Consider the following 12,380-nt stretch of genomic DNA (forward strand, 5'->3'; position numbering starts at 1 on the left):
TCTAGTTCTTAAGGTAAAAACCGATCTAAAGCAGCTTTTAACTGTTTAATTTCAACGTCAATATTGCCCTCTTGTGCGGCTCTACCAATACACTCTGTTAAATGTTCATCCAAAACAATCCGCGCTACCCGATCCAATGCGCCGCGTACTGCGGCAATTTGCAGTAAAACATCAGGACAAGGGGTACTTTGCTGCACCATTGCCTTAATACCACGAACATGTCCTTCTATGCGCGATAATCGATTGACAATTCGCCGTAAAGACTCTTCGCTATGGATGTGAGGATGAGCCGATTCTCCAGTTCCATGAGTATGATCTGTATGCTCGTCGTCTGTATCGTGATGGTGGGAATGTTCTACTTGCTGGGATGTTGGCAAGGATTCCTTACCTAATCGGTTTGATCCATTCATAGGTTATCAAAGGACTTGTAATACTAAGATCCTAGCCTAGTACTCGACCAATATTCCTGGATGGGGAGTGGAGAGATGAGGAGGAGTTGGAATTTTGTTCATCTCTGCTATCTGTTGCTTTGCTAGGATGCGTTGGAGCTTTGTAGTAATTTGTTTCTATGTTAAGCAAACGGGAGTCTAGTAGTTGAGCTAAATCTAATTGCACTTAAACACGAAGTTGCAATTAAAAAAGCGATCGCACCCCCCCAAAATCCGATTATGGGAGTTATTTCGTCATATTGTTGCAGGAGTGATATCAAAGCAGTCGCCGCACCCATCCCGCCAAAGTATAACCCTGTGCCTAAACCTGCCCACGTAGGAGGAACTACTGTTAGAGCAAAAGGGATTTGACTGGTAAACAAAAGACCAAAGGCTACTCCAAAGGCAACAACTAATCCAACTGCGAGTCTACTATTGCGAGTTAATAGGGTTAGTCCCATTAAAATGGCGATCGCACCTAAACTTATTTTCATCGCCTTCTTAACACCCAATCTCAAAATCAATCGCTCTAGGAAAAGTCCACTCAAGCCAGACACTAGTAACATACCAGAGGTAATATACTCTGTACCAATGCTCGGTAGTATATTGTGCAGTAAAACAGGAAAAGGTCTCAGTAGCAGGTTCACCTCTAAACCTGCGCCTAAACCAACACCAAAAATTAGCACCGAACGTAAAAAAGTTGGTAATGGTTGAGAACTTTGTTTAATAGGGAGAGTGTATTGGGGTTTAGCTGACCACAAAAGCAATGCCCCAACTATCAAAACAACGGCTCCCAACATAAATGTTAGTGATGCCCCTAAATGCTGAATCAAGTTGCCTAATAAAGGCCCTACCGCTCCCACCAATCCAAAGATTAAGACGAGGATGACATTGGCTTGAGGTAATTCGGCGCTAGGTGCAAACTGCATCAGCAAGGCAATGGCAGGGCCGCGAAATACAATCATAGCTATCACCCATATAGTCATCAGCACAGGAATTAACCAACGCAAACTACTTGGCAACTCCCCTTCAAGTAACAGCGACACCACCACAAAGATCATTCCTGCCAAGGTGACTCCAGCAGCAATCATCGGTAGACGAGAGCCAACTCGCCGCATTACCCGATCAGAAACTATCCCGAAATAAGGTTCTACCACCGCTCCCAGCAGTCCTTGTAGGATTCCTAAACTACTAGCAATACCCGTAAAGCCCTGTTTTTCTAAAATCCTGGGTTGATAGAAGCCATAAGCCATCCAACTAAAGATGATGGCTGCTAATAACGCTGCCAAACCCCAGACTTGTCGCCATAAAATTGAAGATTGAGATATTCGCGATCGCATACTAGTTCGTAATGAAGCTCGATAGTGAAGCGTCTGACTTGCTAACGTAATTTGTAATTCCCATCACGCAAGGGTTTTATTGATTTGAAATGCCTGGTTTACTTACCCTATTTGAAAGCATTCGTTAATTACTGAACAAGTAAAAGGTAAAAGGTAAAAGAAAGAAAATTAGTCATTTGCAAAGGACAAATAACAAATGACTAATGACACACGAAGCGAGTAAATCTAGACTTTCAATATCCAAGCGTCACGATTTTCTACACTGACAAAGGCGGCTGGAACAATTTCAATATTCACACCCAGCGTTCTGAAAGTGGCACGAATAGCCGCAGCATGGGCAGACTCAGTAGTGCCAATACTCGCTCCAACCGTAATTAATTTTGGAGTTTTGAGCTTGGCGGCTTCAAGAGTGTAGGCGATCGCAGCATCTATTTCCAAAGCCAGAGCTAACTTAGCAATATTGACATCATTATCTACGTTGCCCTCACCCTTGTTGATGTAGGATGAAACATCATAGCTAGATTCAGCTTTTACTGGGGTTCCACCCAGACTGGAGACAGCACCAGCTAGAACATCTCGATGTTTTTTATGATCTGCTTGGTTGCGGAGAGCTAAGGCTAGAACCGCCTTACCTACATCAGTATTCGTTAACTTACCTGCGGCAAAACTATAAGCCCAAATTGCCTGATGTTCATAATAAAGAGCATTATTGAGGATTTTTGCATCGTTTTGTTTAGCAGAGCCGGAGTTAGCCTCAGCTTTTTCGGCAAGCAGAGGTAAGCTCAATGCACCAGCTACACCAGCTATTGCTCCACTTACCACCACCTCACGGCGCGAGAAGATTGAGCGACGGGAGGATTTTCTATTTAAAGCGCTTTGAAAGTCCATAATTTAGTGTCTCCGGGATGATGTCATGTTGAATTCACAGATGATGATTAGAGAACAGCCAAAGTAAAACTGTCCCTACTCCAGAAGAAACATCTGAAGAGGTGATTTAGTGCCAAATTCTGTACAGCTTCGCAGAGAGCAAATAGGATTTCACTATTGCTCTTGCAAACCCAGCCGTTCATCTAAAAGGTATATACGTCGAGCGTTCTGATTTGGATCTATAAAAGCAGGACTTAGATCAAAAAATTTTTTGATGGGGATATCTCTAACTTGAAAAAGGGAGTAGGATATATTATTTTTTATCGCCAATTCAAGGGTTGAAGACTCCAACCATTACACGTAGTATCAGTTGAGTCGGGGATTTAAACCCCAACTTCAACTGTCTTTGACTTTGAAGTAATAAGTAATGGGTATTACTCATTACTCATTACTCATTACTCATTAATTGTTGGTTGTGGGATTTTCCCGTGAATGACTGTCTTGAAAATAGGGACTGGGAACTATGGATTGAGGAAACAATTTTGGATTTCGGATTGATAATTTTGGATTGGACTTCAATCTAAAATCCAAAATCTAAAATCTAAAATTCCCCTGCCCCTCAGCCGAGGCAAAATCATGATATTCATCATCCATTGAAGTGCGGAAAAAGAACATACAGCCCCCGATTGTATGGGGACCATGAACCGATCCTGGCTGGGAGCGAATATAGTCCCCTGGACCATAGACTTCATCCCCAACCACCAAATCGCCAGTTAGCATATAGATTTCCTCGATCGCCGCATGACGATGCATAGGATAGTACATTCCAGGAGCAGCCCGAAAAAGTCCGACAATCTCCCGTTTGATGAGATCAGTATGGAAAATGGCGATTTCTACACCAGGAATAGGTTGAGGTTGCCATTGCACATCTTGCGATCGCACTGTTAGATATGGAAATAAAATATTGTCGAAGCCTGGAGTCTGACTGGGCAAAGACTCCAGCGGTTCCAGTTCCAGACGAGCAAATAATCGGTCTTTCAAATTCTCTGCCATTGGCACAACCGGCGCACTATAGGGAATCGCTGTTGCGGCTGTCTCGTATTGGGCTAATTCGTCGGCTAGTTCTGGACATTCTGCCAACTGTTGCTCAACTGATAGCCTTTCTGGCTCACTCAGTAGATCCAGCACATAGAGCGGAGCTAATTCACAGAAACAGTGGTTTTCAAAACTCATGAGCAGATTTAGCCTTCAATAAACCTTTTACTTTCAAAGCTATACCTAGATTCCAGCGTCAAGGGCAGACTTTAACTTATTTAAGCCTAACCGAATTCTGGTTTTAACCGTGCCTAAAGACATCTCAGTTTGAGCCGCAATCTGGCTATGGGTTAAACCTTGATAGTAAGCTAATTCAATTACTAGACGTTGTTCCGATGGTAGTAGTTTCAGTGCTGATAACACGCGATCGCGACGCTCACAAATCAGTACCTCCTCAATCGGATCTACGCTCTGATGTTGGGTTTGGATCTCTGAGAGTTCAGTCGAAACTGGGGAAGAAGGTTGACTGCGCTGGAGCTTACGGAGGCGATCCAAAATCCGGCTGCGAGCCAGCAAAAACAGCCAAGTATCCGCTCTGCCCTTGACTGCATCATAGCGATCGGCAATTCGCCAGACTTGAGCAAAAACATCTAGGACAACTTCTTCGCTTTCTTCAACCGATCTCAGACTTTTAAACGCCACAGCATAAATTATCTTGGCATAGCGATCGTAGAGTTGGGAAAGAGCAGTCTGGTCATGTTTAGCGATTCTGGTTAGCAGTGATGCATCATCGGCTAAGAGTGAGGAATCCATTTACAGGTTCAGTTTTTGTCTAACTAGGAAGTATAGCGACCCTTTTGACGCTTTCCAAGTCTTGCTCAAGGGTTTGGTGGATGTTAATAACTAATTTTGGCACTCGATAGATCCAATTTATCGTAGTGGTCGTAATCCTTATTAAATAAGTTTCATATCTAGGAAACGCAATTATATGTCTGTTACCAAAACGCCAGAATACGATTTATTTTCACCAGAGGTCTTAATCAATCCTTATCCTCTGTACAACATTATGCGGGCAGCTGACCCTGTTTATTACTCAGAAGCTCTAGGTTACTGGATACTCACACGCTACAAAGATGTTGAAGCGGCTCTGCGCGATGAGCGATTAAGTGCCGATCGTCGTCCTTTATTCGTCAAGCAACTGGGAGATGTCGATGTGAATTCGATTCAGAACTTTATTCATCTGACTTGCAATATGATGATTGAGAAAGACCCGCCAGATCATACGCGTCTACGTAAGCTAGCTAATCAGGGATTTACTACACGGGCACTGGAGAGTTGGCGTTCAATTATTCAAGCTACGAGCGATCGCCTTCTCGATCGAGTCCAAGACCGTGGTTATATGGACATTGTGACTGATTTATCTATACCGCTTCCGGCTCTGATCATTGCCGAGATATTTGGGGTTCCGAAGAGCGAGCAAGATGACCTAATTCGCTGGGCAATGGATATTGGCACATTTTGGGGGGCCCCTGGCGGTCAGAATATCGATGTATTAGCTCGTAAAGCAGACGTGGCCTCAGTTGAATTTACTGCGTTAATTCGACGCTTGATTGCACAACGGCGTCGGCAACCGGGGACTGACATGATTAGTTTGCTGACTGTTGCTTATGAAGAACAAGGATTTGATCTAGAACAACTCCCATCCCTGTGCATCTTGATTTTGAATGCCGGTCATTTGACCACAACTGATTTAATTCCCAATGGGGTGAATGCTTTGCTCCAGTACCCAGAACAATTACGCAAACTACAAGCCAATCCAGCGTTAATCAATTCTGCGGTGGAAGAAATGATTCGGTTTGATACTCCTGCTCCATTTGTATTTCGGATTGCCAAACAAGATTTGACCATTGGCGATCGAGATATTCCGATGGGAAGTGCGATCGCTTTAGGACTGGGAGCAGCCAATCACGACCCGGAGAAGTTTGACGCTTCAGATGTATTTGATATCACCCACTCACCCAACGAACATCTGGGATTTGGCCCAGGTGTGCATTTTTGTCTCGGTGTTGTTTTGGCTCGTATGGAGTTAGTGATTTGCTTTAATACCTTGCTGAGACGACTGCCCGATCTTCACTTCGATACCGATAAACCTGCCATCCCAAGACACTCTAGTTTGGTGTTTAAAGGTTTTGATTCTTTGCCAGTGAAATTTTCCAGATGTTGAGTGAGGTACACCCCAATACTGCTCGGGTTTTGCATTTTCAACTCGGAATTTGATTTTGGGAAAAAGGTTAAAGGGTAAAGGTTAAAGGTTTTTTCTTTCCCCTTTCCCCCGCCCCTTATCCCCAGAGGGGGCCCCACCTTCCCCTTTTCCCCAAAACCCGACAAGTATTGAGGTACACCCGTAGGGAACATGCCCATTGGTGTCAACTTAACGCGAAACCGCTTGTCCGCCGGGAATTGAAATTCCCGTCTCATAGCTAAAGTCATCTGAAGATGACTAAATATCACCAAAAATATTGAGCCTACTTCAGTAGACTTTAGCTACTAGCCCGGAAATTTATTTTTGAAGTAATGAGTAATCAGTAATGTGTATTACTTATTACTTATTAAGTAAGTAGACATAATTAAATATAAAATAAACTCCTAGTTTGTAGTGAGCGATTTATCGCTCAGAGCAAGGATTATCAGGACTAAAGTCCTTACTACAAACTTTAAATTTATTTATGCCTAGATACTTACTTGTTACTCATTACTCATTACTCATTTATTTCCGGGCGGGCATGGAAGCCAACAGTTAAGCTATTTCCAGCAAAAGTAGACACCAATGGTCATGTTCCCTACACCTTGCGGTAAACCGTTGTACCCCATCTGAGTGAGAAACGCTCGCTATATACGCGACTGGAACATCAAATACCAGCCCCGCTCATCTCCCCTACTCCCTATTCCCCGCTCCCCTAACTTCACTACCGACGATTGGCTCTTTCTTGGGGAATAATCTCCGTGACTACCCTACCGCCAGAACTGCCGCCTTTGACAACAATATTTTCTGTTTGCAGATTACCAACGGCTGTTTCACCAGCAAAATTTAACGGTGGGTCAACTTGTCGATAAGTTACATTTCCTTGAGCTTCAACTAACTTATTGTCTAAATACCAAGTTAATGTATTGGATTTCAAAGACTGGCGACGTTGACCAACGGCGTTGACGTTTCCTGTTAAATAAACGGTTTTTTGCGGTATTTTCATTTCACCTTGATTAGCTGTCACTGTGACATTTTCGGCACGCTGGAACATTCGCGTGGGCGAGTTGGTGGTGACGGTTTCTGTGTTCATGTTCCAAATCATAGAGTTACTAGCTATTTGCAGTGGTGGGTCTAGTAAATCTAGTTGAGCATTTTGTTTGACAGTGGCAATTTTGGTTTTTAAGTTTACTTCGGCAGAATTTCCCTTGCCGCGATCGCTAATTTTATTATTTTTGTAGCGGTCAATTTGAATGGGGCGATCGCCAATCAGTTTTTCTTCTTTAATATTCCAGATTAAATGTTCGGTTCTAACCTGCATTTGGGGATCGGTGGAATTGGCTATTACCCCTCCAGAAAACTCCATACGCTGTTCGCGGGTTTTAACTCGCGCTTCCTGTGCTACTGCTTGTAGTTGTTTATGAGTACCATTAATCTGGTTGCGGACAATTAACAAATCTTCTTTGGGACGCCATTCTAATTCATTGCCTTGCAATACAATCCCATTATTAGGATCTGTGGCAAATATCTTCCCCTTAAGAAACAACTGCTTCCCATCTTGTTCAATATCTGCTACATCTGCCTTGATTTTGTAAACTACTTTGCCATCTTGGTATAGTTCACCATAAGGACTTTCCGCCTGACCAATTTCTTTTTCTTTAGTATATTTTGCCCGTGTAGCCCTAACTTTCCAAATCGGTCGTCCGACTTCATCTGCTTGTTCTAGGGTGACACCAAAGAAAGTTAAATTGCTATCTGAATTAGATGAAGCCTCAGTATTTTGTTGAGAAGCTGGGGGAGATTTGCCTCCACAAGCAACTAAACCAAATACCAAGAAAAAGGTCAAAGGTAAAACAAGAAAGGAGGGAGCGGAGGAGAAATTTTGATTTTTTCTCTCTTCCTTTCTCCCTCTTTGATGAAACTTATACGCCATTATTCTTGGATTTCTAAATGTCCATCACTACTTCTAGTGTCTTCCAAAAAGCCGATCCCAGATAAGGGACGGTATGGATAGCTTTGGCGAGGGGTTTTTTGAATATCCTCTTTGATGGCTTCTAAATCAATGTAGCGATCGCTAACATTAATTAAGCTGTCGCTGGTCATGGAACGCAAGCTCACGACTTCTACCCGCACGCCACGATAGCTGACTGAATTAACCGCATAAGCTAAATCCCCATCACCGCTAACTAAAACTGCGGTATCATAAGAATCTACTAGTGCCATCATGTCTACCGCTATTTCTACATCCAGGTTAGCTTTTTTAGAGCCATCTGGTAGCTGGACTAAATCTTTAGCAATGACTCGATAGCCATTGCGACGCATCCACAGCAGAAACCCCTGTTGCTTCTCGTTTGTCCGGTCTACACCTGTGTAGAAAAAAGAACGCAGTAGTCTAGAACCTCCCGTTAATCGACATAATAGCTTGGTGTAGTCGATTTCAATCCCTAGTTGCAGTGCAGCGTAAAATAAATTTGAGCCATCAATAAATATGGCAACTCTACCCCGATTCTCCAAAACCTGTTCTGGCGTAAAGATTGAATCGTTTTCCAAATTATTCAACATCGTTGTGATACCTCAATTTTTATCCCTGTTATTTTTGATACAAATTACCAACTTTTAGATGCTAGTCACAGCGGCTTATGATAATGTTCCGCAGCTGATTTAAGTTCAGCCACGATAAATTTTGTGAGAAAATAAGAAATTGAACAAAATCAGAGTTTGATAAGGACTAATCGTTTTTCGGGGCTTCTATTCGCTTAAAAACCGGTTGGGATGTACCCAAAGGTTGTTTACTAGATAGTATTCCCCATGTGGCATGGATGGCAAAAGGAGCGGTAACTGAACTTTGTTTTTGATCGTTAAAGTTTATTCCGAAGCCCAACTGCTGATAAATATCGCTACTGATGTTCGGAATAATTGGGGATAGCAGATAAGCTGCCAGTCTAACTGATTCTAGAACTGCGTAGAGAACTTTTTCCACCGACTCCTGCTGTCCCTGTTTATATAATGACCAAGGTGCTTGTTCATCAATAAACTTATTACTAGCTTGCACTAGTGAAAGGATAGCCCCGCAGGCTTGATTGAAAGCTAGCTCCTGGTATGCTTGTTTCACCTGTTCCCCTAGACGTAAACCAGTTGCTTTCAAAGGATTTTCGTCAGGAATCGCTTCATTGCCGATTGATGGGACATTATTCTCAGCGCAGTACTTCTTCACCATGTTCAAGGTGCGATTGAGCAAATTACCTAAATCATTTGCCAAATCTGCATTCAAAACATTAATGAACCTAACTTCATTAAAATCTCCATCCTTACCAAATTCGATTTCCTTAAGGAAGTAATAACGAACGGCATCACTACCATAGCGTTTAACTAACGCAACAGGATCAAGGGTGTTACCCAGACTTTTGCCCATCTTTAGACCATCTTTGGTCAAAAAGCCATGCCCAAATACTTGCCCTGGCAAGGGTAAGTCAGCCGACAACAGCATTGCTGGCCAGTAAACTGCATGGAAGCGGAGAATATCTTTACCAATTAGGTGCAAATTAATCGGCCACCATGTTTTTAAAGCATTTTCTAAAGTTGGTTCTGCGTCTGGTTCTAGTAATGCTGTGACATAACCTAGCAGCGCGTCAAACCAGACATAAAGGGTGTGCTTGGGATCGACTGGTACGGGAAAACCCCAATCTAGATTTATCCGCGAAATTGAAAAGTCTTGTAGCCCTTGATTTACAAAGCTGAGGACTTCGTTACGCCGACTTTCTGGTTGAATAAAATCCGGTGTAGATTGATAAAATTCTGTCAGCTTATTTTGATATTTGGATAAGCGGAAAAAATAGTTTTGCTCGTCTCGCCACTCCACTTCTTTGTTAGTATGAATTGGGCAACGGTGTCCTTCAAGTAGATCCCGTTCTTCTTTGAATTCTTCGCAGGATACGCAGTACCAGCCTTGTTGTTGTCCCTGGTAAATATCACCAGATTCCCAGACTCGCTCAAAGAATTCTTTGACGATCGCTTGATGACGAGGTGCAGTGGTTCGACTAAAGCGATCGTATTGAATGTCTAGTAACTGCCATAAACTCACGAAGCTAGGGACAATTTCATCGCAAAATTCTTGCGGTGCTTTGCCTAAACTTTCTGCCGATCGCTGAATTTTTTGCCCATGCTCATCTGTACCTGTAATTAGTAATACCTGATTTCCCAGTAGTCTCTGAAATCGCGCCACGACATCGGCTGCGATCGTCGTGTAAGCACTACCTATATGGGGTACATCATTTACATAATATAGAGGTGTGGTCAGCGCAAATGTGTTTGTTGTTTTATTCACTAGATTCATACAAAATAAAAATTAACTTATTAAAACGTTTTACATCTTCGCTTTTGGTGGCAAAACCACGCAATTATACAATATTATTCCTGCTTTTTCCAAAAACATCTTTATACTAGCAAATTTATCAGGTCAAGAATTGTTTTGTAATAGACATCAATTAAACTCATTTTTACCTAAAAAATGGAAATTAACTAATCATAATTTTTATGAATAGTTTCTATTAGATATTCTTGTGATCAAGAATACAAAATTGAGAATGCAGAAAATCTCATTGCTTTTGTCGATTCAGATATTTCTATCTTAAGACGGTCATGGCAATAGTAAAGAAATGTAAAAATTAAATTAAGATAAATCGCCATATTTACCGGAAAATATATTGATTAGGTATGAATCGAAATAGCCCCCTAGAGATTTCTCGCGCTTTGGTGGCGGCACTTTCAACGCAAATGTTTCGCTATTATGAGGATCGCATTCCCCAGGATGCCAGCGTGTTGGTAGTCAGCAATCACCGCAGCTTTATGGATGCACTGATTTTAATGGCAGCGTTATCGAGTCCGATTCGCTTTGCTTGCCATCACTATATGGGACAAGTGCCAGTCATGCGGGAGATTGTCACCGGTCAATTGGGGTGTTTTCCCTTGGAGGATACTCAAAACCGCCAGCAAAGCTTTTTTTCACAGTCGCAGGTGCTATTGCAGTCCAAGCAGATGGTGGGAGTATTCCCAGAAGGGACTGAACCAATGGTGAAATTTACTCAACCAAATCATCTAGGTGAGTTTCAGCGGGGATTTGCTCATTTGGCATTACGAGCTGATGTACAGGATTTAGCTATTTTACCGATCGCGATCGCCTCTTTAGAAGAAGTCAACACTTCTGGCTTCCCCTTAAAGCTTTTGAGTGTATTTGATCCTTCAGAACCCTTATTTAACCAAGGTGGTTGGCATCCTTTGGTAATTTATCGCCGGGTTGCGGTCTTAATCGGTCGTCCTTATTGGATTACGCCCCAATATCATCAAAAATATCATGGCAAACAAGCTAGAACTGTTGTGGCTGAACTGACAGAACACTGTCATAGTGAAATTGGCAATTTACTGCGTCAAGGTTGCTATTAGAGCCATTCGATTTTAGATTTTGGATTGTGCCCACGACTTTTGTCTCTTGTTCTTAAAGGATTATTTGTTTTTGGTCAAAAACACCGAACTTCCCTCAAAAGCAACAATCAACAGTCCAAAAGTTTTATACCATTGACCAATGACTAATGACTAATGACCAATGACTATTTCTGAAGTTGAGCTAAAGCCTTGTTTCCTGACTCCTGAACGAGTACAGCCAGAGTATCCGCTATTGGTATATTTACCAGGAATGGATGGAACAGGTCAACTATTGCGATCGCAAACTGCGGGATTAGAAACTGGCTTTGATGTGCGCTCTTTGGCGCTCCCCCGGAAAGACCTTAACACTTGGGATATGCTAACGAAGAGTGTATTGGACTTGATCGACGCCGAATTAGAAAAAAGCTCTCAGAGGCCAGTTTACCTGTGTGGTGAGTCCTTTGGTGGTTGCTTGGCAATGAAAGTAGCAATCCAAGCACCTCATTTATTTAAACGAATCATTTTAATTAACCCAGCTTCATCCTTTCATCTCCGCCCTTGGTTAAGTTGGGCATCTCAACTAACTTACTTAGTGCCATCAGGATTGTATGATGTTGGCGCACTGGGATTATTACCATTTTTAGCATCTTTGCCACGCATTTCTCGCAGCGATCGCCACGATTTGCTGAAAACTATGCGTTCTGTCCCAGCTGAAACGGTTCTTTGGCGGTTGTCTTTGCTACGAGAGTTTCATGTTGATGAGGAACAGTTAGGTAATTTGACTCAACCAGTTTTGTTAATTGCTGGTGGTAGCGATCGCCTTTTACCTTCCGTAACTGAAGTAAAGCGTATAGCAAATATTTTACCAAATAACAAGGTTGTGGTATTGCCAAATTGTGGACACGCTTGCTTGCTAGAAAAAGATACTAATCTCTACGAAATTCTTAATAATAACGAATTTTTAGAAAGGAAAGCTGATACAAGTAGAGTTAAGAAGTAAAGGAAGGTGCAGCATTTTTAAAATCAAAGCAAACTCATAGTAATCAATTA

11 protein-coding genes are annotated in these 12,380 nt (G+C 42.3%); 3 read left to right on the plus strand and 8 right to left on the minus strand.

Features of this window, described 5'->3' with window-relative positions; genetic code table 11:
* Positions 1-8 precede the first annotated feature (8 nt).
* From FD723_RS21040 to FD723_RS21060, 5 genes are all read right to left on the minus strand, one after another.
* Entirely contained in the window at positions 9-410 is a 402-nt protein-coding gene (locus tag FD723_RS21040) for a metal-sensitive transcriptional regulator (protein ID WP_179067084.1), read from the minus strand.
* A 161-nt stretch (positions 411-571) separates the two neighbouring features.
* Positions 572-1,768: an MFS transporter gene (locus tag FD723_RS21045; RefSeq protein ID WP_179067085.1), complete on the minus strand. Its 1,197-nt coding sequence runs from the start codon at positions 1,766-1,768 to the stop codon at positions 572-574.
* A gap of 225 nt (positions 1,769-1,993) precedes the next feature.
* Positions 1,994-2,656, minus strand: coding sequence for a ferritin-like domain-containing protein (locus FD723_RS21050; RefSeq protein ID WP_179067086.1), 663 nt, complete (start codon positions 2,654-2,656; stop codon positions 1,994-1,996).
* Between the two features lie 573 nt (positions 2,657-3,229).
* The gene (locus FD723_RS21055) at positions 3,230-3,868 is read right to left on the minus strand and encodes a cupin domain-containing protein (RefSeq protein ID WP_179067087.1); all 639 of its coding nucleotides are present in this window, start codon (positions 3,866-3,868) and stop codon (positions 3,230-3,232) included.
* Positions 3,869-3,913: 45 nt separating this feature from the next.
* Positions 3,914-4,483 carry a sigma-70 family RNA polymerase sigma factor gene (locus FD723_RS21060; RefSeq protein WP_179067088.1) on the minus strand — a complete coding sequence of 190 codons (570 nt, stop codon included), beginning with the start codon at positions 4,481-4,483 and terminating at the stop codon, positions 3,914-3,916.
* A gap of 175 nt (positions 4,484-4,658) precedes the next feature.
* Between FD723_RS21060 and FD723_RS21065 the strand changes: the two genes are divergently transcribed.
* Positions 4,659-5,894, plus strand: a complete 1,236-nt coding sequence (locus tag FD723_RS21065) for a cytochrome P450 (protein WP_179067089.1) — start codon at positions 4,659-4,661, stop codon at positions 5,892-5,894.
* 742 nt (positions 5,895-6,636) lie between these two features.
* Here FD723_RS21065 and lptC read toward each other — a convergent pair.
* From lptC to metG, 3 genes are all read right to left on the minus strand, one after another.
* Positions 6,637-7,845, minus strand: coding sequence for an LPS export ABC transporter periplasmic protein LptC (gene lptC / locus FD723_RS21070; RefSeq protein WP_179067090.1), 1,209 nt, complete (start codon positions 7,843-7,845; stop codon positions 6,637-6,639).
* Complete coding sequence (locus FD723_RS21075) at positions 7,845-8,474, minus strand: NYN domain-containing protein (protein ID WP_179067091.1); 630 nt, start codon at positions 8,472-8,474, stop codon at positions 7,845-7,847. Before FD723_RS21075 ends, lptC begins: the two co-directional genes overlap by 1 nt.
* A gap of 166 nt (positions 8,475-8,640) precedes the next feature.
* Entirely contained in the window at positions 8,641-10,245 is a 1,605-nt protein-coding gene (gene metG, locus FD723_RS21080; protein WP_179067092.1) for a methionine--tRNA ligase, read from the minus strand.
* A 380-nt stretch (positions 10,246-10,625) separates the two neighbouring features.
* Here metG and FD723_RS21085 point away from each other — a divergent pair, with 380 nt between their 5' ends.
* Positions 10,626-11,351 carry a 1-acyl-sn-glycerol-3-phosphate acyltransferase gene (locus tag FD723_RS21085; RefSeq protein WP_179067093.1) on the plus strand — a complete coding sequence of 242 codons (726 nt, stop codon included), beginning with the start codon at positions 10,626-10,628 and terminating at the stop codon, positions 11,349-11,351.
* 160 nt (positions 11,352-11,511) lie between these two features.
* On the plus strand, positions 11,512-12,330 hold the full coding sequence (locus FD723_RS21090; RefSeq protein ID WP_179067094.1) for an alpha/beta fold hydrolase: 819 nt from the start codon (positions 11,512-11,514) through the stop codon (positions 12,328-12,330).
* Positions 12,331-12,380: the final 50 nt, after the last annotated feature.

It is taken from the genome of Nostoc sp. C052 (assembly GCF_013393905.1).
GTDB lineage: Bacteria > Cyanobacteriota > Cyanobacteriia > Cyanobacteriales > Nostocaceae > Nostoc.